This window comes from Pseudomonas veronii, from assembly GCF_002028325.1.
Classification (GTDB): Bacteria; Pseudomonadota; Gammaproteobacteria; order Pseudomonadales; family Pseudomonadaceae; genus Aquipseudomonas; species Aquipseudomonas veronii.
This window is the reverse complement of the sequence record NZ_CP018420.1, coordinates 4,743,695-4,766,183: the sequence shown is the minus strand read 5'-3', so window position 1 is coordinate 4,766,183 and position 22,489 is coordinate 4,743,695. Positions and strand designations below refer to the sequence as shown.

At 62.2% G+C, this 22,489-nt stretch carries 18 protein-coding genes and 1 tRNA gene; 16 read left to right on the top strand and 3 right to left on the bottom strand.

Annotated elements, in window-relative coordinates; translation table 11 throughout:
- Positions 1 to 13 precede the first annotated feature (13 nt).
- The 5 genes from PverR02_RS21705 to PverR02_RS21685 all read left to right on the top strand — a co-directional run bounded on the left by PverR02_RS21705 (position 14) and on the right by PverR02_RS21685 (position 3,155).
- Positions 14 to 89, top strand: a tRNA-Glu gene (locus tag PverR02_RS21705).
- Between the two features lie 184 nt (positions 90 to 273).
- A complete protein-coding gene (locus PverR02_RS21700; RefSeq protein ID WP_079444391.1) occupies positions 274 to 813 on the top strand; it encodes a TetR/AcrR family transcriptional regulator in 540 nt (179 codons plus the stop codon).
- Positions 814 to 827: 14 nt separating this feature from the next.
- The gene (locus tag PverR02_RS21695) at positions 828 to 1,661 is read left to right on the top strand and encodes an alpha/beta hydrolase (protein ID WP_079444390.1); all 834 of its coding nucleotides are present in this window, start codon (positions 828 to 830) and stop codon (positions 1,659 to 1,661) included.
- Positions 1,662 to 1,699: 38 nt separating this feature from the next.
- Positions 1,700 to 2,134, top strand: coding sequence for an acyl-CoA thioesterase (locus PverR02_RS21690; RefSeq protein ID WP_017847711.1), 435 nt, complete (start codon positions 1,700 to 1,702; stop codon positions 2,132 to 2,134).
- Positions 2,135 to 2,189: 55 nt separating this feature from the next.
- Positions 2,190 to 3,155 (top strand): tRNA dihydrouridine synthase, encoded by a 966-nt coding sequence (locus tag PverR02_RS21685; RefSeq protein WP_017847710.1) that lies wholly within the window; start codon positions 2,190 to 2,192, stop codon positions 3,153 to 3,155.
- An 886-nt stretch (positions 3,156 to 4,041) separates the two neighbouring features.
- Here the strand turns inward: PverR02_RS21685 and PverR02_RS32230 are convergent.
- Complete coding sequence (locus tag PverR02_RS32230) at positions 4,042 to 4,488, bottom strand: hypothetical protein (RefSeq protein WP_161493731.1); 447 nt, start codon at positions 4,486 to 4,488, stop codon at positions 4,042 to 4,044.
- A gap of 296 nt (positions 4,489 to 4,784) precedes the next feature.
- Here PverR02_RS32230 and PverR02_RS21675 point away from each other — a divergent pair, with 296 nt between their 5' ends.
- Both PverR02_RS21675 and PverR02_RS21670 read left to right on the top strand, forming a co-directional pair.
- Positions 4,785 to 5,675, top strand: a complete 891-nt coding sequence (locus tag PverR02_RS21675; protein WP_017847709.1) for a hypothetical protein — start codon at positions 4,785 to 4,787, stop codon at positions 5,673 to 5,675.
- Between the two features lie 107 nt (positions 5,676 to 5,782).
- Positions 5,783 to 7,063, top strand: a complete 1,281-nt coding sequence (locus PverR02_RS21670; RefSeq protein ID WP_079444388.1) for a hypothetical protein — start codon at positions 5,783 to 5,785, stop codon at positions 7,061 to 7,063.
- Positions 7,064 to 7,066: 3 nt separating this feature from the next.
- Here PverR02_RS21670 and PverR02_RS21665 read toward each other — a convergent pair whose 3' ends face one another.
- Positions 7,067 to 10,345, bottom strand: coding sequence for an EAL domain-containing protein (locus PverR02_RS21665; protein ID WP_079444387.1), 3,279 nt, complete (start codon positions 10,343 to 10,345; stop codon positions 7,067 to 7,069).
- A gap of 66 nt (positions 10,346 to 10,411) precedes the next feature.
- A complete protein-coding gene (locus tag PverR02_RS21660) occupies positions 10,412 to 11,302 on the bottom strand; it encodes a LysR family transcriptional regulator (protein WP_017847706.1) in 891 nt (296 codons plus the stop codon).
- Between the two features lie 147 nt (positions 11,303 to 11,449).
- Between PverR02_RS21660 and leuC the strand changes: the two genes are divergently transcribed.
- The 9 genes from leuC to PverR02_RS21615 all read left to right on the top strand — a co-directional run bounded on the left by leuC (position 11,450) and on the right by PverR02_RS21615 (position 22,316).
- Positions 11,450 to 12,868, top strand: coding sequence for a 3-isopropylmalate dehydratase large subunit (leuC, locus tag PverR02_RS21655; protein WP_046382634.1), 1,419 nt, complete (start codon positions 11,450 to 11,452; stop codon positions 12,866 to 12,868).
- 10 nt (positions 12,869 to 12,878) lie between these two features.
- Complete coding sequence (gene leuD, locus PverR02_RS21650; protein WP_026140124.1) at positions 12,879 to 13,523, top strand: 3-isopropylmalate dehydratase small subunit; 645 nt, start codon at positions 12,879 to 12,881, stop codon at positions 13,521 to 13,523.
- Between the two features lie 135 nt (positions 13,524 to 13,658).
- Complete coding sequence (locus tag PverR02_RS21645; protein WP_046382636.1) at positions 13,659 to 14,423, top strand: class I SAM-dependent methyltransferase; 765 nt, start codon at positions 13,659 to 13,661, stop codon at positions 14,421 to 14,423.
- A 52-nt stretch (positions 14,424 to 14,475) separates the two neighbouring features.
- Entirely contained in the window at positions 14,476 to 15,558 is a 1,083-nt protein-coding gene (leuB, locus tag PverR02_RS21640) for a 3-isopropylmalate dehydrogenase (protein WP_017847702.1), read from the top strand.
- A 64-nt stretch (positions 15,559 to 15,622) separates the two neighbouring features.
- On the top strand, positions 15,623 to 16,735 hold the full coding sequence (gene asd / locus PverR02_RS21635; RefSeq protein ID WP_017847701.1) for an aspartate-semialdehyde dehydrogenase: 1,113 nt from the start codon (positions 15,623 to 15,625) through the stop codon (positions 16,733 to 16,735).
- 175 nt (positions 16,736 to 16,910) lie between these two features.
- Positions 16,911 to 17,921, top strand: coding sequence for an aspartate-semialdehyde dehydrogenase (locus PverR02_RS21630; RefSeq protein WP_017847699.1), 1,011 nt, complete (start codon positions 16,911 to 16,913; stop codon positions 17,919 to 17,921).
- A gap of 162 nt (positions 17,922 to 18,083) precedes the next feature.
- Positions 18,084 to 20,636, top strand: a complete 2,553-nt coding sequence (locus PverR02_RS21625) for a FimV/HubP family polar landmark protein (protein WP_079444386.1) — start codon at positions 18,084 to 18,086, stop codon at positions 20,634 to 20,636.
- A gap of 158 nt (positions 20,637 to 20,794) precedes the next feature.
- Positions 20,795 to 21,619 carry a tRNA pseudouridine(38-40) synthase TruA gene (truA, locus tag PverR02_RS21620; RefSeq protein ID WP_046382638.1) on the top strand — a complete coding sequence of 275 codons (825 nt, stop codon included), beginning with the start codon at positions 20,795 to 20,797 and terminating at the stop codon, positions 21,617 to 21,619.
- A gap of 64 nt (positions 21,620 to 21,683) precedes the next feature.
- A complete protein-coding gene (locus PverR02_RS21615; RefSeq protein ID WP_057005683.1) occupies positions 21,684 to 22,316 on the top strand; it encodes a phosphoribosylanthranilate isomerase in 633 nt (210 codons plus the stop codon).
- Positions 22,317 to 22,489 lie beyond the last annotated feature (173 nt).

Sequence of the window (22,489 nt, the reverse complement as noted above, 5' to 3'; positions counted from 1 at the left end):
ATAGAAGGTTTGTGTCCCCTTCGTCTAGTGGCCTAGGACACCGCCCTTTCACGGCGGTAACAGGGGTTCGAGTCCCCTAGGGGACGCCACGATTACCCGCTCTGCGGGATTTTTAAGGGTCATTCAATTATTGAATGGCCCTTTTGTTTGTCTGGCGTTTGGCCAATTCTCCCTTCCCTTGCCCCTCCGGGCTTCTGACCAATGGTCGTGCCGCTCGCTTGCGAAATATTATTATGGCTATAATATTTAACCCATGAGAGTCGGAGGCACACGATGAGCGATAAAAAAGCGCAAACCCGCGAACGTATCCTGCAGGCCGCCAGCGCCGCGTTGGTCCAGCGTGGCCCGGCCGAGCCGAGCGTTGGCGAGGTCATGGGGGCGGCGGGGCTGACTGTCGGCGGCTTCTACGCGCACTTTGAAAGCAAGGATGCGCTGATGCTGGAAGCCTTCAGCCAATTGCTGGCCCAGCGCCGTGCATCGATCGACGACATGGATGCCCAACTCACCGGCGAAGAGCGCCGTGGCCTGGTTGCGGCGTTTTACCTGTCGCGCAAGCACCGCGACTCCACGGCCAAGGCTTGCCCGATTCCGGCAACCGTGGGTGAGATGGGTCGCCTGCCGGACGCCTTTCGCGATGTCCTCAACGAACATGTGGAACTGATGGCCGCACAATTGGCCGCCAGCCCGGAAGACACTGACAAGGCCCTGGCGGACATGGCCTTGATGGTCGGTGGGCTGGCATTGGCGCGTGCCCTGGGGCCGGGTGAATTGTCCGATCGTGTGTTGCGTGCCGCCAAGTCTGCCATACGTTAAGAGGGGTTATAAAAATGGGCGCATTGACCTGGATTCGTGGCGTCAACGGCACCTTGGGGCGCCTGGCGCCGCACACGGTGGCCAACAGCATGCGACGGGTCTTCATGACCCCGCGGGATCTGCCACCGCGGGATTGGGAGTTGCCGCTGCTGGCGCACGCAGAGCGCGTCACCTTGCGTTTCGGCCTGTCGGCGTTGCGCTGGGGCCAGGGCCCGGCGGTGCTGCTGATGCACGGTTGGGAAGGCCGGCCCACCCAGTTCGCCAGCCTGATCACTGCACTGGTGCAGAACGGCTATTCGGTATTCGCCCTCGATGGCCCGGCCCATGGCCGTTCGCCGGGGCGTGAAGCCCACGTACTGCTATTTGCCCGCGCGATGCTTGAAGCGGCGGCCGAGCTGCCGCCGTTGCATGCGGTGGTCGGCCACTCCATGGGCGGCGCCAGTGCGATGCTGGCGGTGCAATTGGGGCTGCGTACCGAAGCGCTGGTGAGCATTGCCGCGCCGTCGCGCTTCCTTGATGTGCTCGGCGGGTTTGCCGGGATGGTCGGTTTGCCATCGCGGGCGCGCTCAGCGTTTATCCAGGAAGTCGAGCTGACCCTGGGCATGCCGCTCAAGCACTTGGACGTAGCCCATTACCAGATGGACCTCCCCGGCCTGATCGTGCATGCCGAAGACGATACCTTCGTGCCGGTCAGCGCTTCCCAGGTCATCCACGAGGCCTGGTTTGACAGTCGCCTGTTGCGCCTGGAGCAGGGCGGGCACCAGCGCGTGCTGGCCGATCCGCGGGTGGTCGAGGCGGTGCTGGCGCTGCTGGCGGGCAGCTGTTTACAGGCGCGCCAAACTGCCTGATACACTGCCCTGCCGACATCAATCGACTGGAGCAAGGCATGGGCTGGGATTTGGCAACGCCGTTTATCATCGATCTGCAGGTCGTCGCTGAGGACATCGACGGCCTGGGGCACGCCAATAACGCGGTGTACGTGTCCTGGCTGGAGCGTTGCGCCTGGCGCCATTCCCAGCGCCTGGGGCTGGACCTCACCGAGTACCGGCGACTGGACCGCGCCATGGCCGTGGTGCGCCATGAGATCGACTACCTGGCGGCCGCCTATGAAGGCGACGAGCTGCAACTGGCGACCTGGATCGTCGACTGGGACCAGCGCTTGAAAATGACCCGGCGTTTCCAACTGGTACGCCCTCGCGACGGCGCGACCCTGCTGCGCGCACAAACCACCTTTGTCTGCATCGAACTGTCCAGCGGCAAGCCCAAGCGCATGCCGGCGGAGTTTCTCGACGGCTACGGCGCCGCCCTGACAGGGGGTTAACGGTCGCGGCGGGAAACCCAGTAAACTGCGCCACGATTTTTGTTGAGTGTTTTCCATGCAAATTGCTTTGGCGCCCATGGAGGGGTTGGTCGACAACATCCTGCGGGACGTGTTGACCCGCGTGGGCGGTATTGACTGGTGCGTGACCGAGTTCATCCGTGTCAACGACCGCCTGCTTACCCCGGCCTATTTCCACAAGCTCGCCCCCGAACTGCTGCACGGTGCCCACACCGCCGCTGGCGTGCCGCTGCGTGTGCAGTTGCTCGGTTCCGACCCGGTGTGCCTGGCAGAGAACGCGGCCCTGGCCTGCGAGTTGGGCTCCGAGGTGATCGACCTGAATTTCGGCTGCCCGGCCAAGACCGTCAACAAGTCCCGTGGCGGCGCGGTGCTGCTCAAGGAGCCGGAGCTGCTCAACCGCATCGTCGAGCATGTGCGTCGCGCAGTGCCGGCGCATATCCCGGTGACCGCCAAGATGCGCCTGGGCTTCGACAGCCCGGATGGCGCGCTGGTATGCGCGACGGCGCTGGCCGAGGGCGGCGCGGCGCATATCGTCGTGCATGCGCGGACCAAGACCGATGGCTACAAACCGCCGGCTCACTGGGAGTGGATTCCACGCGTGCAGGATGTGGTCAAGGTGCCAGTGTTCGCCAATGGCGATATCTGGAGCGTCGAAGACTGGAAGCGTTGCCGCGAAGTCAGCGGCGCCGAAGACATCATGCTGGGTCGCGGGCTGGTTGCGCGTCCGGATCTTGCGCGGCAGATCGCGGCGGCACGCGCCGGCGAAGACGTCGTGGCAATGACCTGGGCGCAGATGCAGCCGATGCTCCAGGATTTCTGGACCCAGTCGGTGGCCCAACTGACCGAACGCCAGGCGCCCGGCCGGCTGAAGCAGTGGTTGGCGATGCTGACGCGCAATTACCCGGAGGCCGTCGAGCTGTTCACCGCCATGCGTCGGGAGACGGATTTGGAGCAGGTGAGCCGGTTGTTGGGGATGGCCCATCCTGCCGCGTCTGAGGGGTGACCCGTCGCGCTTGAATGCGCCGCTCGTTTGTTTGAAGAAAATGCCCCGTATCGAAAGATGCGGGGCATTTTGCGTTTTTGCGCGAGGAAGTCGGGGCGAAATAACACAGCCGGATGCCGTGCAGGTTTTGGGGTTGTGTCGGTAAGTTGCCCCGAGGGTGGTTTATTAGCGTGTGTGTCCAGTCGGATCTGGCTAAGGCTACTTGGTTTGCGGTCTTTTAAAAATTAACAGGGGGAAAAGTCCGAAAGTTTGATTTGGTTTCCTTATATGAGTCGCGATTTCTGGAACTCGATAGCCTCGTATTCCACGAAAGTATCGACTGTGAAGCAGCAAGGGTTGTTTCCAGTCGATAAAAAAACCTCGCCCGCCCCGCTGATTAACCGAGCCGGGCCGTGCCAATAAGGAACTTACTGATGTCGCTATCGATTAATCATTCACCTTTGTTCAACGGCGATACAACATCCATGGAGCGGTTGTCGCCATCCATGTCGAAAACCTTCACGCAAACCGGCACATTGGGGGCCAATACGACTGTGGCTCACCCAGGCGTGCCTCATGACCCTTTCAAGGTTTCGAACAGCAACATGACAATCGAGACAGGCGGGCTTGCACGCTTGCTTGACATGCTGGAGCAGGTTGTCAAAACCGTGCGTGAGATGTTTTCGGGGCGGAACATGGTGTCCGGCATGTTGCCTGGGGCGGATAAAACGCCCGCCATTCCAGTGGATGCGAGCAAGCTGCCGGAGAAGCCTGGACATCTTGCATTGACGGCTGATCGGCGAGGCCAGCCGGCTCTTCCGATGTCACCCCACATGCATCAATCCGCTGCCTCCGTGATCAAGGATGCCGACAATCAGGTGCAAGTGAACGTTAACGTCGGTCATTGTCATTGCCCCGATACGAAGGCGCTGAGCGGCGAAACGAAACCGAATGCGGCAGCGGTTTTACCTCGCGTCATGCCGATGCCGGAAGCCGCTCGCAAGGTTGAAGTGGTGCCTGTGCACACGCCTACGCACACGCACACGCCTGCGCCTACGCCCATGCCTACGCCTATGCCCATGCCTACGCACACGCACACGCCTGCGCCTACGCCCATGCCTACGCACACGCCCACGCCTACGCCTACGCCCATGCCTACGCCCATGCCTACGCCCATGCCTACGCACACGCACACGCACACGCCTGCGCCCACGCCTACGCCCACGCCCACGCCTACGCCCACGCCTACGCACAAGCACACACCTACGCCGGAGGTCATGCCGGCACCCAAGCCGGGTGTGCATGCGCTTGAGGTCAAGCCGCGACCGGCCACCCCGGAAGTACCGGCGATCACGCCACAACCACAGCCACAACCACAACCACAACCACAACCAGATACGCCTACCCCGGATATAACCAGTCCCGGCCCGGCTGAACGTCAATCTGATATGCGCGACTGGCGGACCAGCCGCCGGCCTGCATTCAGAGCCTGACGTCAGCAACTTCCTTTATACGTATTGAACTGGATGTGCACTTCTTTGGGACTGATGTTCCGGGAAGTGCCTGCAAGTGGAGGCCCGTATGTCATGTTGTTCAATTAATAATATTGCGCGTGTTGTGGATGTTCGTCAGGTACTTCCTGTCGATTCCATGAAAGCAAAAAATGAACAGTTTGCGCAATTAAGCGGTTTCTTGAGTGTGCCGTCTCCGGCGAGCCAGGGGGTACTGGAGCACGTGCGGGAAAATACTCATGGCGTGGCGAATAATTCAGAGCCGCTCGATAAGTTAATGACGCTGTTTACTTCGTTTTTAACTCAGCTGATTAACTTGGTCTCTGATAACAAAGAGAAGCCGGTGCCGGGAATATCCCCATCGCGGCCGGAGGTCACTAAGCCTGTGGTGCCTGCGCCGGCGCCGCCCAAACCCGAGCCTGCGGCGATGATCGCGGGCCTTTCGAAGAAGCGCAACGGCGCGAAGCCCGACAATATCTGGAGCGGCTTTCGCCAAGGGCCGGATGGCAACTGCGTGACGGTATCGGCCATCAAGGCGGCGATGTACCAGTTTGGCCAAAGCCCTACGGATATTTTCAAGGAGGTGAAAAAAACCGAGCGTGGTTATCACGTGGTCATGCGCGATGACGTAACTGTCAACCTGACGGACCGGGAGCTCGCCGAAGGTGCGCGTGGGGCAAAATTTGTCGGGGCTGACAAAGAGATGCTCAAAGACGCGCAATTTCTTTTCGCGATCAGCGCCAAGCGTGCCCAGGACGAAAACAACGATGGCAGGGCGGCACGCAGTTTCGGTGCGGCGATCCGCAGCCTGAATGATGGCGAGGATGAGCGAGGGCCGGGGGAGGGGTTGAAGCGGTTGGGGCTGAGCAAGCACATGAAGAGGGTCCCCGTGCGTGAGCTCGCCAAGGGGCAGTTGGGCATGTGCAATCGGGCCCGGCATTCGGTGGCGGTCATCAACGGTCGCGAAGAGCTATGGGGGCGACAGGGAAAAGCGCCCACGCACGGCGATGCCATAGCTCTGGTGCCATAGCCCTATTGGTGAATCCGTTGAATTGAAGGGCTGCGAACGGGGCAGTCAACCCAAACCTGGCTGCCCGTTCGGCTGCTTATTTTTTACAAGCGTCAGGAACCCAGTGCATGTATATCTCCACAGCTAGCCGTTCGATGATCGAAACGGCCCAGCAGCGCGGGGCTTCTCCCGTATTTCCGGTGAAACCCGCAGGTGAAAGGCCGGCTGATATCGCTTCAGCATTCCACACGAGCGAGCGGCGCTTCGGCGAGAGTTTTGATTGCAGCAGCCACGCGGCGGTGATCAAGTTGATGATGATGACGTTCGGTCAGCGTCCAGCCGCGATGTTTAACGAGTTGCTACCCTCGGGCGATGGGTACGACGTCACGATGAAGGATGAGTTCAAGCTGCACCTGTCACGCCAGGAGTTGCAGCAGGCGTCGCAGGCTTCCCGCTTCACGGGGGCGGACAGCGGCGTGGTAAAGGATGCCAATTTCATGTTTGCCGCCTTTGTCAAACGCAAGCAACTGACCGGGGGCTATGCCACGTTCGAAGCCGCCTTGGCGAAGACGCTCGAGGGCGAGACCACCCAGCGTTGTCTGCAAGGCATGGGGGTGTTCGGCCTGTCGCAGTTCGTCCCGGTGAGCGATATGGCGGGCAAGGGCGCGGTAGGGGTGCTGGAGACCCATAACCGCGGGTCGGCGCTGGTGCGCGAGGGGGTCAGGCATGATGGCGGGACACCACGAACGGCTGATCGGGGCTATGGGTATGTCTTGTTCGATGATCAACTGCCGCCGCCGAGCAATCGCGGCGCCGCCCCTGTGGTCGCGAGCGTCCGGCCCGCGGACATCTGGAGCGGGTTTTACCAGGGGGTCGAAGGCAATTGCGTCACGGTCTCGGCGATCAAGGCGGCGATGATCCGGTTCGGGCAAGACCCGAGGGCGATCTATAAGCAGGTTCAAATCACGCCGACGGGGTTTGACGTGGTCATGCGAGATGCCTTCCGGTTGCAACTGACCCACGAGGAAGTGCGCCAGGCTGCCGCCGAGTCGAACTTTCATGGCAATAATCGACAGTTGCTGAATGCCGCGCACTTTTTGTACGCAGTCAGTGCCAAGCGCGCGCAGATCGAGAACAACGATTTTCGTGCCCGCCAGAGTTACACGACGGCTCTGCAAACCCTCAACGATGGCGAGTACCCTGGCGAAGCGCTGCGCCGCCTGGGGTTGTTTGGCTACGTGCGTGAAAGCACGGTCGCAGAGTTGGCCAACGGGGCGATCGGCACCCTGGCAGACAACTGGCATTCGGTGGCGGTGATCGATGGGGCGCTGGATTTCTATGGAAAAAAGCACGACCTGGCCTCATCGCGCTGGATGAGTTCGGGGTTCCGGGCCCTGAAGCTGGTCTGAGCCTCAATCCAGCAAGAGCCTGAACCCTTCTATCGGTAAGGGCCGGCTGTGCAAATAGCCCTGGAACAAGTGGCAGCCCAGCTTTTGCAGGAACGCCAGTTGCTCCGGGGTTTCGACGCCTTCGGCGATCACTTCCAGGTTCAAGCTACGCGCCATGGCCACAATGGCGCGGATGATTTCGGCGTCGTTGGGGTCGTGGGTGGCATCGCGCACGAATGACTGGTCGATCTTCAGCGCATCCACCGGCAAGCGCTTGAGGTAGGTGAGCGATGAGTAACCGGTGCCGAAGTCGTCCATCGCAAAACTCACACCGAGCTTTTTCAGGCGACGCATTTTGCTGATGGTGTCATCCAGGTTCTGGATCACGATGCCTTCAGTGATTTCCAGTTTCAGCAGGCAGTAAGGCAGTGAATGCCGCTTGAGGCTGTGCTCGACCCGTTCGACAAAGTCGTTCTGGCGGAACTGCCGGGGGCTGATGTTCACGCACAGGCTGAAATTCAGCGGGTCCACCTTGCCTTCTTTGATCAATTGCTCGAAGGCGGCGCACGCTTCATCGAGTATCCAGGTGCCGACTTCGAGGATCAGCCCGCTGTCTTCCAGCACCTTGATGAATTCGGACGGCGCCTGCGCGCCCAGTTGCGGATGCTGCCAACGCACCAGCGCCTCGGCGCCGACGATCTTATTGCCGCGCGCGTCCACCTGGGGTTGGTAATGCACGCTGAATTCGCCGCGTGACAGGGCCAGGCGCAGGTCGGTTTCCATGCGCAGGCGTTCGCTGGCGGTTTTCTGCATGCTGTTGTGGAACATCTGCGTGGCGTTGCGCCCTGAATCCTTGGCGCGGTACAGCGCGATGTCGGCACGTTTGAGCAGGTCGGCCGGGGTCGAGCCATGATCGGGGATCAGCGCCACACCGATGCTCGGCGTGACTTGCAGGCGTTGGCCGTCGAGGAACATCGGTTCGGAGAGCAATTCACGCAGGGTGTCGGCCAGTTCCTGAACCTGGGCGCTGACTTCGGTGCGCGTGCCATCCAGGCCGCTGAGCAGCACCACGAACTCATCGCCGCCCAGGCGCGCCACGGTATCTTCCATACGCACGCTGGCTTCGAGGCGCGCGGTGACGATTTTCAGCACGGTGTCGCCCACCGGGTGGCCGAGGGAATCATTGATGTGCTTGAAGTGGTCGAGGTCGAGAAACAGCAATGCACCGCGCAGGTTATGGCGCTTGAGCAGGGCGATCTGCTGGCTCAGGCGGTCCATCAGCAGTGCGCGGTTGGGCAGGTTGGTCAGCGGGTCGTGGTAGGCCAGGTGGCGGATCTGCGCCTGGGCGTTTTTCAACAGGCTCACATCCCGCGCGGTCAGCAACAGGCAAGGGGTTTCGTTGAGGGTGATCGGCTCGACTGAAACCTCCACCGCCAGCACATCGCCGCGCTTGTTGTGCCAGAGCATTTCCAAATGGCGGATACGGCCTTTGAGTTGCAGTTCGGCCAGCAGCACCGCGCGCTGGTTTTCATCGGCCCAGATGCCGACCTGGTACAGCGTCAGGCCGATGACGTCTTCGGCACGAAAACCGGTCAAGCGGCAGAACCCGTCGTTCACCTCCACATAGCGGCCGGTGTCGTGTTCGGTGATGGAAATCGCGTCGGGGCTGGAATGGAAGGCCTTGGCGAATTTTTCTTCGCTGGCCTTCAGCGCGGCCTCGGAGCGTTGCTGCTGGGTAATGTCGCGCAGGGTGGTGACGATGCACGGCTGGTCGCCGACCTTGATCATCCGGCTGGAAATCACGCAGGTCAGGGCCTGGCCGCTTTTGTGGTGCGCGATGATCGCCACGTTGTTCAGCGCCTGGTCGCGAATCACCTGTTCGATGCGTTGCAGGCGCTGGCTCGACTCGTCCCACAGGCCGATCTGTTCGGCGCTCATGTTGATCACTTCGGCGGCCGTCCAGCCAAAGGTCTGGGTGAAGGCGGGGTTGATCTCGATGAACTCGCCGTTGTCCAGGCGGGTGACGCAGATCGGGTCGGGGCTGGCCTGGAACAGGCTGGCGAATTTTTCTTCGGAGGCGCTCAGGCGTTGTTCGCGCTCGACCTGGTCGGTGATGTCCAGCAGGGTGCCGGCCATGCGCAGTGGCGCGCCTTTTTCGTCGCGGTACAGGCGTGCGCGGCTTTCCAGGTAGCGCGGGCTGCCGTCTTCCAGTTGTACACGGTAAGTCAGCTGATAGTTGCCGGCCGGGCCTTCGCGCAGGGTGCGATAGGCGTTGCGCATACTCTCGCGCTCTTCCTTGGGCATGCCCTCGAAAAACGCCTCGAACGATTCATGGAACGCTTCCGCCGGCAGGCCGTGCAGTTGGGCGGCGCGGGCCGAGCCGTAGAGCATGCCGGTGGGAATGTGCCAGTCCCAGGTGCCCAATTGCGCGGAGTCCAGGGCCAGGTCCAGGCGCTCCTGGCTGTCTTTCAAGGCTTGCTCGGCGTTTTTGCGCTCGGTGGTGTCGAGAAAGGTGCTGATCAGGTAGGCCTCGCCGTCCAGCTCGACCTTCTGCGCGCAGAGCGTGCCATCGTGGATCTGCCCGTTGCTGGCACAGAATTGCACTTCCATGGTGATGGGTTCGCCCTTGCGCTGGGTGGCCCTGACCAACTGCGCACGCTGTTCAGGGTGGAGCCACAGGCCGAGGTCCAGGGTGGTGCGACCGATGGCGTCGGCGACCGGCCAGCCGAAGAGGATCTGGAAATACTGGTTGGCTTCGCTGATCAAGCCGTCGGACTGGCGGGTGAGCAGGACCATGTTCGGGCACAAGTGAAACAGCGTGGCGAAGCGCTTTTCGGAGTGGCTGAGGGCGTGTTCCCGTTCGCGCTGGCGGGTGGTCTCGCGGATCACCCCGATCATGCGGCGCCGGCCGGCTTTGTCCGGCGCCAGGCTGCCGTTGATTTCCAGCCAGTGCTGGCTGCCATCCGGCCACTGGATGTGGTGGTGCATGGCCTGCTCGAACGGCTCGCCGGCCAGCACCGCGTGAAACGCGCGTATCACCCGGGCGCGGTCTTGCGGCGCGAGCAGGTCCAGGTACTCCAGATCCTTGGGCAACGGTTGGCGCGGGTCGAAGCCGAACAGCGCCTGGGTGCCCCGCGACCAACTGATACGCCCGGTATCGATTTCCCAGCACCATGCACCCAGCCGTGCAGCGTTAAGCGCTGCCAGCAGTTGCGGGGCGCTGTCCCAGCTTTGTTCCGCCTCTTCAGGGTCGAGGGCGTAAATGCGGGGCAGGGGTGGCATAGGGTCGACGGGATTGCGCATTATCAAAAAGCCTTGGCTCGATGGGCGTTCGGCGCGGTTTTATTCAGGCCTTGAGGCCGCACAGCTTCATGCCGGTGTCCCTGGCAGCTCGACCTGTGCATCCAAGAGGCTCATAAAAGCCCGCGCAGCGTTCGACAGTGTCCTTTCGGTATGCACGATATAGCCTAGCTGGCGACTGAGTTGTATGCCCGGCAAAGCGATACTTGTCACCTGATCGTCGAGCATGGTGCGCGGTAATACGCTCCACGCCAAGCCGATGGACACCATCATTTTGATGGTTTCCAGATAGTTCGTGCTCATCGCGATGTTCGGCGTGAGGCCCTGGGCCTCGAACAGGCGGCTGACAATGTGATGGGTAAAGGTGTTGCCGCCAGGGAAAACCGCCGGGTGACCGGCGATGTCCGCCAGGGTGACCGAGCCGTTGCGGGTCAGGCTGTGCTCCGGCGCCACCACGAAATCCAGCGGGTCGTCCCACACCGGGGTGGCGCGCACCAGGTTGTGCGGCTCGGGCGCCAGAGTGATCACCGCCACTTCGGCGCGGCCATGCAGGATCTCTTCGTAGGCCACTTCCGAGTCGAGAAACTGAATATCCAGCGCAACGTTGGGGTATTGCCGGGTAAAGGTGCGCAGGATCGGCGGCAGGCGATGCAGGCCGATGTGGTGGCTGGTGGCCAATGTGAGGCGCCCGCTGACTTCACCGGTGAGGTTGGTGAGGGCGCGCCGAGTGTCGTCCAGGACGTTGAGAATCTGATAGGCGCGCGGCAGCAGGGCGCGCCCGGCTTCGGTCAAGCCGACTTCACGGCCCAGGCGATCGAACAGGCGCACTTTCAGTTGCTGCTCGAGGCCGGCAATGCGCTTGCTGATGGCCGGTTGGGTCAGGTGCAGGCGCTCACCGGCGCCGGAGAAGCTGCCGGTCTCGGCGATGGCAATAAAAGCATTGAGGTTGGCCAGGTCCATTGTGGTATTCCAGTTGGTAATCCAAAGCATAAAAAATATGAATTTGAGTTATTTAATGTAGCGCCATACCATCAGCCTCACAAGCCAAAGGGTTATTGAATGTCTCAAGACCCGGGGCATAGAAAGACCGCTGATGAGGACCGACTGATGGCCGGCAAAACGCTTTACGACAAGCTTTGGGATTCCCATGAAGTGAAACGGCGCGACGATGGCTCGTCGCTGATCTATATCGACCGTCACATCATCCATGAAGTGACCTCGCCCCAAGCGTTCGAAGGCCTGCGGCTGGCCGGGCGCAAGCCTTGGCGCGTCGACTCGATCATCGCCACCCCGGATCACAACGTGCCGACCACCCCGGAGCGCAAGGGCGGGATCGACGCCATTGTCGACACCGTGTCGCGTTTGCAGGTGCAGACCCTCGACGACTACTGCGACGAATACGGCATCACCGAATTCAAGATGAATGACGTGCGCCAAGGCATCGTCCACGTGATCGGCCCGGAGCAGGGCGCGACCTTGCCCGGCATGACCGTGGTCTGCGGCGACTCCCACACCTCCACCCACGGCGCGTTCGGCGCCCTGGCCCATGGCATCGGCACCTCGGAGGTGGAACATGTGTTCGCCACCCAGTGCCTGGTCGCCAAGAAAATGAAGAACATGCTGGTGCGCGTCGAAGGCCAATTGCCTTTCGGTGTGACCGCCAAGGACATCGTGCTCGCCGTGATCGGCAAGATCGGCACCGCCGGCGGTAACGGCCATGCCATCGAATTCGCCGGCAGCGCCATTCGCGACCTGTCCATCGAAGGCCGCATGACCATCTGCAACATGTCCATCGAAGCCGGTGCCCGCGTGGGCATGGTGGCGGCGGACGAAAAAACCGTCGAGTACGTCAAAGGCCGTCCGTTCGCCCCCAAAGGCGCCGACTGGGATGCCGCCGTTGAGGCCTGGAAAGACCTGGTCTCCGACGCCGATGCCGTGTTCGACACCGTGGTGGAACTGGACGCCAGCCAGATCAAGCCGCAAGTCAGCTGGGGCACCTCGCCGGAAATGGTCTTGGCCGTCGACCAGAACGTGCCGGACCCGGCCAAGGAAGCCGACCTGGTCAAACGCGGTTCCATCGAGCGCGCCTTGAAGTACATGGGCTTGAAAGCCAACCAGGCGATCACCGACATTCAGTTGGATCGCGTGTTCATCGGTTCCTGCACCAACTCGCGGATCGAAGACCTGCGCGCCGCGGCAGTGATCGCCAAGGGCCGCAAAGTCGCCTCGACCATCAAGCAGGCCATCGTGGTGCCGGGTTCGGGCCTGGTGAAGGCCCAGGCCGAAGCGGAAGGCCTGGACAAGATCTTCCTCGAAGCCGGTTTTGAATGGCGTGAACCGGGCTGCTCCATGTGCCTGGCGATGAACCCGGACCGCTTGGAGTCCGGCGAGCATTGCGCGTCGACCTCCAACCGTAACTTCGAAGGGCGTCAGGGCGCCGGTGGGCGTACTCACCTGGTGAGCCCGGCCATGGCCGCCGCCGCTGCCGTCAACGGTCGTTTCATCGACGTTCGCGAATTGATCTGAGGAATACCCGATGAGAGCTTTTACCCAACACACTGGTCTTGTCGCGCCGTTGGACCGTGCCAACGTGGACACTGACCAGATCATCCCCAAGCAGTTCTTGAAGTCGATCAAACGCACCGGTTTCGGCCCCAACCTGTTCGACGAGTGGCGCTACCTGGACGTGGGCTACGCCTACCAGGACAACTCCAAGCGCCCGCTGAACAAGGACTTCGTGCTCAACGCCGAACGTTATCAGGGCGCCAGCGTGCTGCTGGCGCGGGAAAACTTCGGCTGCGGCTCCAGCCGCGAACACGCGCCGTGGGCCCTGGAAGAATATGGCTTTCGTAGCATCATCGCGCCGAGCTACGCCGACATCTTCTTCAACAACAGCTTCAAGAACGGCTTGCTGCCGATCATCTTGAGCGATGCCGAAGTGGATGAACTGTTCAAGCAAGTGGAAGCCAACCCCGGCTACGAACTGACCGTCGACCTCGCCGCGCAGACCGTGACCCGTCCGGACGGCAAGGTGTACCACTTTGAAGTGGATGCCTTCCGCAAGCACTGCCTGCTCAACGGCCTGGACGACATCGGCCTGACCTTGCAGGACGGCGATGCGATTGCCGCGTTTGAAACCAGGCACCGGGCCAGCCAGCCTTGGTTGTTTCGCGATGCTTGATGTGATGTAGGCAGGACCGCCGCCATCGGGAGCAAGCTCCCTCCCACATTTGAACGTGTTCACACATCAACATGTGGGAGGGGGCTTGCCCCCGATGGGGTCAGTGTTAACCACACAAAACCCAGGAAACTCACCATGACCAAAGCCGCCCACACCCAAGTCGTGCAAAAACAATTCGGTGAACAGGCCTCGGCCTACCTGAGCAGTGCCGTACACGCCCAAGGTACTGAATTTGCGCTGCTCCAGGCCGAACTGGCCGGGCACGGCGCTGCGCGACTGCTGGATCTGGGCTGCGGCGCCGGTCATGTCAGTTTCCATGTGGCGCCGCTGGTAAAAGAAGTGGTGGCCTACGACCTGTCGCAGCAGATGCTCGACGTGGTCGCCGCCGCTGCCGCAGACCGTGGCCTGGGCAATATCCGCACGGTCCACGGCGCTGCTGAGCGCTTGCCGTTCGCCGATGGCGAATTCGACTTCGTGTTCAGCCGCTATTCGGCGCACCATTGGAGTGACCTCGGCCTGGCCCTGCGCGAAGTGCGCCGGGTGCTCAAGCCGGGTGGCGTGGCGGCGTTTGTCGATGTCTTGTCACCGGGCAGCCCGCTGTTGGACACTTACCTGCAAACTGTCGAAGTGCTGCGCGACACCAGCCACGTGCGCGATTACTCCGCCGCCGAATGGATGCGCCAGCTCAGCGAAGCCGGTCTGCATGTGCGCAACAGCAGCCGCCAGCGCCTGCGCCTGGAATACACCTCGTGGGTCGAGCGCATGCGTACACCAGCGCCTTTGCGTGCGGCGATCCTTGAGTTGCAACAGGCAATGGGCCAGGAAGTCCGCGATTATTACGAAATTCAAGCCGACGGCACCTTCAGCACCGACGTGCTGGTGGTTTGGGCCGAACGCTGAGTATTTTTCCCGACCTGCCCCAGGGCGGGTCGCATGATGAAATGAGGAACGCATGAGCAAGCAGATTCTGATTCTCCCAGGCGACGGTATTGGTCCGGAAATCATGGCCGAAGCGGTCAAAGTCCTGGAACTGGCCAACACCAAGTACAACCTGGGCTTCGAATTGAGCCACGACGTGATCGGCGGCGCGGCCATCGACAAGCACGGCGTGCCCCTGGCCGACGAGACCCTGGACCGCGCCCGTGCGGCCGACGCCGTGTTGCTCGGCGCCGTGGGTGGCCCGAAATGGGACAAGATCGAGCGTGACATCCGCCCTGAGCGCGGCCTGCTGAAGATCCGCGCGCAACTGGGCCTGTTCGGCAACCTGCGCCCGGCAATCCTCTACCCGCAACTGGCCGACGCGTCGAGCCTCAAGCCGGAAGTGGTGGCGGGCCTGGATATTCTGATCGTGCGCGAGCTGACCGGCGGTATCTACTTCGGCTCGCCGCGCGGTGTGCGCGAACTGCCGAATGGCGAGCGCCAGGCCTACGACACCCTGCCGTATAGCGAGAGCGAAATCCGCCGTATCGCCCGGGTCGGTTTCGACATGGCCCGCGTGCGTAGCAAGAAGATCTGCTCGGTCGATAAGGCCAACGTCCTGGCCTCCAGCCAGCTGTGGCGCGAAATCGTCGAAGAAGTCGCCAAGGACTACCCGGACGTCGAACTCAGCCACATGTACGTCGACAACGCCGCCATGCAACTGGTGCGCGCGCCGAAGCAGTTCGACGTGATCGTCACCGACAACCTGTTCGGCGACATCCTGTCCGACCAGGCGTCGATGCTCACCGGTTCCATCGGCATGCTGCCTTCGGCGTCCCTGGACACTAACAACAAGGGCATGTACGAGCCGTGCCACGGTTCGGCGCCAGACATCGCAGGCCTTGGCATCGCCAACCCGCTGGCGACCATTTTGTCGGTGTCGATGATGCTGCGTTACAGCTTCAACCTGGGCGACGCAGCGGATGCCATCGAGAAGGCCGTGAGCCTGGTGTTGGACCAGGGCTTGCGCACCGGAGACATCTGGTCGCAGGGTTGCACCAAAGTCGGTACGCAAGAAATGGGCGACGCAGTAGTCGCCGCGTTGCGGAATCTGTAATCTCTCGGGCCCGCTTGCAGTTGTTGCTGCAAGTCGGCCCACTTTTTAACAAGGTGTAGTTGCGATGAAACGTGTAGGTCTGATCGGTTGGCGCGGTATGGTCGGTTCCGTGCTCATGCAGCGGATGCTGGAAGAGCAGGATTTCGATCTTATTGAGCCGGTGTTTTTCACCACTTCGAACGTGGGTGGCCAAGGGCCGTCCGTGGGCAAGGATATTGCGCCGCTCAAGGACGCCTACAGCATTGAAGAGCTGAAAACCCTCGATGTGATTCTGACCTGCCAGGGCGGCGACTACACCAGCGAAGTGTTCCCCAAGCTGCGCGAAGCCGGCTGGCAGGGTTACTGGATCGATGCCGCGTCCAGCCTGCGCATGCAGGACGATGCGGTGATCGTGCTCGACCCGGTCAACCGCAAGGTCATCGACCAGCAACTCGACGCTGGCACCAAGAACTATATCGGCGGCAACTGCACCGTCAGCCTGATGCTGATGGGCCTGGGCGGCTTGTTCGAAGCCGGCCTGGTCGAGTGGATGAGCGCCATGACTTATCAGGCGGCGTCCGGCGCCGGCGCGCAGAACATGCGCGAACTGATCAAGCAGATGGGCGCGACCCACGCGGCGGTCGCCGATCAACTGGCCGACCCGGCCAGCGCGATCCTCGACATCGACCGCCGTGTGGCCGAAGCCATGCGCAGCGACGCTTACCCGACCGAGAACTTCGGCGTGCCGTTGGCCGGTAGCCTGATCCCGTGGATCGACAAGGAACTGCCGAACGGGCAGAGCCGTGAAGAGTGGAAGGCCCAGGCCGAGACCAACAAGATCCTCGGTCGCTTCAAGAGCCCGATCCCGGTGGACGGCATCTGCGTGCGTATCGGCGCCATGCGCTGCCACAGCCAGGCGCTGACCATCAAGCTGAACAAAGACGTGCCGATCGCCGATATCGAAGGGCTGATCAGCCAGCACAACCCTTGGGTCAAGCTGGTGCCGAACAGCCGCGAAATCAGCATGCAGGAGCTGAGCCCGACCAAGGTTACCGGCACCCTGAATGTTCCGGTGGGGCGTCTGCGCAAGCTGAACATGGGCACCCAGTACCTGGGCGCGTTCACCGTCGGCGACCAGTTGCTGTGGGGCGCGGCCGAACCGCTGCGGCGCATGCTGCGGATTCTGCTGGAGCGTTGATCGCCTGAGGCACTAAGAAAAACCCGCGACTGGCGACAGGCGCGGGTTTTTTGTTGGCTTTCAGGAAGGCATCGGGAGCAAGTCGAATCGTCACACCGCAAGGCCCAGCCCAATTGCCTCACCCCCCACCACCCGGTAAAGTGCCGCTCCCCCCGCAATGCCCGAGGCAGCTCCCATGACCCAGACCTTTGATATCGCCGTGATCGGCGCCACCGGCACCGTCGGTGAAACCCTGGTGCAGATCCTCGAAGAGCTGGCTTTCCCGGTGGGCACCCTGTACCTGCTGGCGGGCAGCAACTCCGCGGGCGCGTCGGTGCCGTTCCGTGGCAAGAACGTGCGCGTGCGGGAAGTCGATGAGTTTGACTTCAGCAAGGCGCAACTGGCGTTTTTCGCCGCCGGCCCGGCGGTGACCCTGAGCTTCGCCCCACGCGCCACGGCGGCCGGCTGTTCGGTGATCGATTTGTCGGGCGCATTGCCGGCCGCGCAAGCGCCTCAGGTGGTGCCGGAAGCCAATGCCCATGTGCTGGAGGGCTTGAAAAAGCCGTTCCAGCTCGGCAGCCCGAGCCCGTCCGCGACCAACCTCGCGGTGGTGCTGGCGCCGCTGCGCGGGATTCTGGATATCCAGCGTGTCAGCGTTACCGCCAATCTGGCGGTGTCTGCCCAGGGCCGTGAAGCAGTCAGCGAGCTGGCGCGCCAAACCGCCGAGTTGCTGAATGTGCGCCCGCTGGAGCCCAAATTCTTTGATCGGCAGATGGCATTCAACCTGTTGGCACAAGTCGGCACGCCGGACGCCCAAGGTCATACAGCGCTGGAGAAACGTCTCGTACACGAACTGCGCGCTGTGCTGGAAACTCCTTTACTAAAGATTTCTGCGACTTGCGTTCAAGCCCCGGTGTTTTTTGGCGATAGCTTGACTGTGTCATTGCAATTGGGTTCGCCGGTCGACCTTGCCGCCGTCAACCGTGCGCTCGACGCCGCAGCGGGTATCGAGCGGGTGGAGGAGGGGGATTACCCGACAGCCGTGGGTGATGCCGTCGGCCAGGATGTAGTCTACGTCGGACGAGTGCGTGCGGGGGTGGACGATCCGGCGGAACTAAATCTGTGGTTGACGTCAGATAACGTGCGTAAAGGCGCCGCGCTGAATGCGGTGCAGCTGGCGCAGTTGTTGATAAAAGGCCTTGTGTAAAAGATACTTGGCGGCAATTTGTAGATTGATTCTAACCAGGCGCTATGCTTGGCCCCAAGCAGGAACAGTTGCGTGTCGGTGACCTATCGGCTCGCCGTGCCTTATGGCAACGGTTACCAACCTTCTCGCAGGCCGGGGAGTGTTCAAACAAAGGATGAGGCTATGGTTCAAGTTCGCAAACTGGTGTTAGCAATAGCGGCCGCCTCGGCGCTGTCCTCCGGTATGGCGCAGGCGCTGCAGCTGGGGGAGATGACCCTCAAGTCGAAGTTGAACCAGCCGTTGTCGGTGGAAATCGAATTGCTCGACGTCGGCGGCCTCACGGCCTCCGAGATCACCCCGAGCCTGGCGTCGTCCCAGGCGTTTGTCGATGCCGGCGTCGATCGCCAGGCGTTCCTCAATGACCTGACGTTCACCCCGGTGATCAACCCGGCCGGGCGCAGTGTGGTGCGTGTCACGTCCAGCAAGCCGTTGCCTGATGCCTACGTGCGGTTCCTGCTGCAAGTGCAATGGCCCAATGGCCGCTTGATGCGTGACTACAGCGTGCTGCTCGACCCGGCCAAGTTCGACCAGTCGACGCCGACCAACAGCGCAGCCACGCCGCGTTTGAGCGCGCCCGCGTTGAGCGTGCCGGCCCAGCACACCACCACGGCCCGTGACACGCTATGGGAAATCGCCGAGAAGCACCGTAATGGCGCTTCGGTGCAGCAGACCATGCTGGCGATCCAGGCACTCAACCCTGACGCTTTTATCGGCGGCAACATCAACCGTCTGAAAACCGGCCACGTGCTGCGCCTGCCGGATACCGTACAAAGCACGGCGTTACCGCAGTCCAAGGCCATTGCCGAAGTGACCGCGCAGAACGTCGCCTGGCGCCAGGGCCGCCGTGCCGCGCCCCATCAGGCGGCCGGTAAGCAACAACTGGACGCCACCAAGCGCACCCAGGCTGGCAATGCACCGGCGAGCACCAACGCCAAGGACAACTTGAGTCTGGTTTCGGCCGACTCCGCCAAAAAGGGCGCGAAGGGCAAGGCGGGTGATGGCCAGGCCCTGAGCGACAAGCTGGCGATGGCCCGGGAACAGCTCGACACCACCCGCCGTGACAACGAAGAACTGAAAAGCCGCGCCGCAGACCTACAGAGCCAATTGGACAAGCTGCAAAAGCTGATCCAGCTGAAAAACGATCAACTGGCCAGGTTGCAGGCTGAAAAAGGCGCCCCGGCAACCCCGGCGACTGCGGTCATGCCCGCGCAGTTGGCAGGTGAGCCGCCGGCCGCTGCAGTCGCGCCCGCTGAGCCGGCCGCCACCGCGGCCCCGGTGGCCGAGCCGATCAAGCCCGACGCCGTGCCTGCGACCAGCGAAGACAAATTCAACGAACTGCTGACCAACCCGATTGTGCTTGGCGTCATCGGCGGCGCAGCCGGCCTGGTGGCGTTGGTGCTCCTGTTGCTGTGGGCGCGTCATCGCAATGCCCGTCGCGCAGAAGAAAAGCACCTGCGCATGGCGCGGGCCCTGTCCGAAGAGCCGGAATTCGCTTCGAACATCGACCTTGATCTGCCACCGGACAGCTTCGCTGGCCTGGAAGTACCGGCACCGAACGTGACGTTGACCGCCGCGCCTGCGCCTGCGCCGGCACCTGTGGTCGCGCCGGCAGCGGCACCAAGCGCGGCCTCGGTGCTTGCGCCACTGGCTGGCGCCGTAGCGCCGGAAAACACCAATGATGCGCTGGTCCAGGCCCAATCCCATATCGACCGCGGTCACTTGAACCAGGCGGCCGATGTGCTGGAACAAGCCATCAAGTACGAACCCAAGCGCAGCGACCTGCGCTTGAAACTGATGGAAGTCTACGGCCTGCAGAACGACAAGGACGGTTTTGTCGTCCAGGAGCGTCAGTTGGTAGCCAATGGTGAAAACCATGCCCAGGTCGAGCAGCTCAAGTCGCGCTTCCCGGCCATGGCCGTGTTGGCGGCGGGAGTGAGTGCCGCCGTGGCCGCCGCCGCGATGGACGCTCAATACGTCAAGGATCTGCTGGAAGACAAGCCGGCCGCCGCGCCGCAAGCGACGGCAGAAGCGGAGCCGTTCGATACTGATTTCGATCTGAGTCTGGACGAGCTGGAGGCGGCTTCGCCAGCGGCGTTGGACAAGACCGATCAGCAGACCTTCGAAGCGCTGCTGCAGCAACAGACCGATGCCAAGCCAAGCCCGGAAGATCTGTCGGACTTTGACCTCGACCTGCAACTGGACCCGCCGGCGTCCCAGTCCGATGACGACTTCCTTTCGGGGCTTGAAGATCAGATGAAGGACGTGTCGCCGGTCGAGCCGCCGACCCTGACCCCGGCCGCCCTGGACGACCTCGACCTGCCGGAAGACTTCGACCTGTCCCTGGCTGACGAGCCGGACGCCCCGGCGGCCAAACCCGATGCGTTCGCCTCGGAACTGGATGACGTCAACGCCGAGCTCGATCGTCTGTCCCAGAGCCTGGAAAACCCGCCGATCGAGCCGTCCTTCACCGCCGAAGACGCGGCGCTGGGCGATGACGAACCGGAGGTCGACTTCCTCTCCGGCACCGATGAGGTCGCAACCAAGCTGGATTTGGCCCAGGCCTATATCGACATGGGCGATACGGATGGCGCGCGGGATATTCTTTCCGAAGTGCTGACCGAGGGCGATGAAACCCAGCGCGGCGAAGCCAAGGAAATGCTTGGCCGACTGGTGTAATCGCCACGGGGTGACCCAGACGGCGGCCTTCGGGCCGCCGTTTTGCATTGCCGGTACCAAACACATGGCGTCTGGGGCGCAGCGCCTTATAATGCCCGCCTTTGCGCAACTCATCAGGCTCTCAGTTCTTGGCAAATATAGATAACCCGGCTGCCGAAATGGCGGCTGCAGGCTTTTACCGCATCGCCCTGGGCGTGGAATACAAAGGTTCGCGCTATTGCGGCTGGCAGCGCCAGGCGTCCGGCGTGCTGACGGTGCAGGAAACCCTGGAAAAGGCCCTGTCCAGAGTCGCCGACTCGCCGGTATCGCTGATGTGCGCCGGGCGTACCGACGCCGGCGTCCACGCCTGCGGCCAGGTGGTTCACTTCGACACCCAGGCCGAGCGCTCGATGAAAGCGTGGGTGATGGGCGCTAATATCAATTTGCCCCATGACGTCAGTGTCAGTTGGGCCAAGGTCATGCCGGCGCACTTTCATGCGCGCTTCAAGGCGATCGCCCGGCGTTACCGCTATGTGATCTACAACGATCAGATCCGCCCGGCGCACCTCAACGAAGAAATCACCTGGAACCACCGCCCGCTGGATGCCGAGCGCATGGCCGAAGCCGCGCAGCATCTGGTTGGCGTCCATGATTTCAGCGCGTTCCGTGCCGGCCAGTGCCAGGCCAAGTCACCGATCAAGGAAGTCCATCACTTGCGGGTGACGCGTCACGGCAAGATGATCGTGCTGGATATCCGCGCCGGAGCGTTCCTGCACCATATGGTGCGCAACATTGCCGGTGTGTTGATGACCATCGGCACCGGCGAGCGCCCGGTGGAGTGGGCCAGGGAAGTACTGGAAAGCCGTATTCGGCGGACCGGCGGCGTCACGGCGCATCCGTTTGGCCTGTATCTGGTGGAAGTGGAGTACCGCGACGAGTTCGAGCTGCCGCAGCGCTTCATCGGGCCACACTTCCTCACAGGTTTCAGCGAACTTGGCGGCTGACGCCCGGAAAAGCTTTTGTTACCATCCGGGACTTTCTCGGTTCAACCCCTGAGGTTTCCACGACATGTCAGCCGTTCGCAGCAAGATTTGTGGGATTACCCGCATAGAAGACGCGCTGGCGGCAGTCGAAGCGGGGGCGGATGCCATCGGTTTCGTGTTTTATGCCAAGAGCCCGCGGGCGGTAAATGTGCTGCAGGCGCGGGCGATCATCGCCGCACTGCCGCCGTTCGTGACCACCGTGGGCTTGTTCGTCAATGCCAGCCGCTGCGAACTCAACGAAACCCTGGATGCCGTGCAACTGGACATGTTGCAGTTTCACGGCGATGAAAGCCCTGACGAATGCGAAAGCTACCAGCGTCCGTATATCAAGGCGTTGAGAGTCAAGGCCGGGGATGATATCGCCGGCGCTTGCGCGGCCTACACCGGCGCGCGCGGGATACTGCTGGACACCTACGTCGAAGGCGTACCCGGCGGCACCGGCGAAGCCTTCGATTGGTCGCTGATCCCCGAGGGGTTGAGCAAACCGATCATCCTGGCCGGCGGGCTTACCCCCGCCAATGTCGCGGCGGCGATCGAGCAGGTCCGGCCGTATGCCGTGGATGTCAGCGGTGGGGTAGAGCAGGGCAAGGGCATCAAGGACCACGGCAAGATTCGCGCATTCATGCAGGCTGTGCGCAACAGCGATGGCGTGATGTGACGGCTGGCAGTCTGCCGCCGTCCATAACTACCACTGTGTAAAACAGCCCGGTGCCACCTGCGGGAGGCCCGGAAATGAAGTGGCAACCCTGCACGGGCAGGTTGTCTGGAAGGCTGAGGAAACATGCGGGAAATGGCTGGTCGAACGTCTGACCCCGTCCTGCATGTGTCATC

Coding starts and splice junctions, on each gene's coding strand:
- PverR02_RS21700 (WP_079444391.1), top strand. CDS start 274: ATGAGCGATAAAAAAGCGCAAACCCGCGAACGTATCCTGCAGGCCGCC.
- PverR02_RS21695 (WP_079444390.1), top strand. CDS start 828: ATGGGCGCATTGACCTGGATTCGTGGCGTCAACGGCACCTTGGGGCGC.
- PverR02_RS21690 (WP_017847711.1), top strand. CDS start 1,700: ATGGGCTGGGATTTGGCAACGCCGTTTATCATCGATCTGCAGGTCGTC.
- PverR02_RS21685 (WP_017847710.1), top strand. CDS start 2,190: ATGCAAATTGCTTTGGCGCCCATGGAGGGGTTGGTCGACAACATCCTG.
- PverR02_RS21675 (WP_017847709.1), top strand. CDS start 4,785: ATGAAAGCAAAAAATGAACAGTTTGCGCAATTAAGCGGTTTCTTGAGT.
- PverR02_RS21670 (WP_079444388.1), top strand. CDS start 5,783: ATGTATATCTCCACAGCTAGCCGTTCGATGATCGAAACGGCCCAGCAG.
- PverR02_RS21665 (WP_079444387.1), bottom strand. CDS start 10,345: ATGCGCAATCCCGTCGACCCTATGCCACCCCTGCCCCGCATTTACGCC.
- PverR02_RS21660 (WP_017847706.1), bottom strand. CDS start 11,302: ATGGACCTGGCCAACCTCAATGCTTTTATTGCCATCGCCGAGACCGGC.
- leuC (WP_046382634.1), top strand. CDS start 11,450: ATGGCCGGCAAAACGCTTTACGACAAGCTTTGGGATTCCCATGAAGTG.
- leuD (WP_026140124.1), top strand. CDS start 12,879: ATGAGAGCTTTTACCCAACACACTGGTCTTGTCGCGCCGTTGGACCGT.
- PverR02_RS21645 (WP_046382636.1), top strand. CDS start 13,659: ATGACCAAAGCCGCCCACACCCAAGTCGTGCAAAAACAATTCGGTGAA.
- leuB (WP_017847702.1), top strand. CDS start 14,476: ATGAGCAAGCAGATTCTGATTCTCCCAGGCGACGGTATTGGTCCGGAA.
- asd (WP_017847701.1), top strand. CDS start 15,623: ATGAAACGTGTAGGTCTGATCGGTTGGCGCGGTATGGTCGGTTCCGTG.
- PverR02_RS21630 (WP_017847699.1), top strand. CDS start 16,911: ATGACCCAGACCTTTGATATCGCCGTGATCGGCGCCACCGGCACCGTC.
- PverR02_RS21625 (WP_079444386.1), top strand. CDS start 18,084: ATGGTTCAAGTTCGCAAACTGGTGTTAGCAATAGCGGCCGCCTCGGCG.
- truA (WP_046382638.1), top strand. CDS start 20,795: ATGGCGGCTGCAGGCTTTTACCGCATCGCCCTGGGCGTGGAATACAAA.
- PverR02_RS21615 (WP_057005683.1), top strand. CDS start 21,684: ATGTCAGCCGTTCGCAGCAAGATTTGTGGGATTACCCGCATAGAAGAC.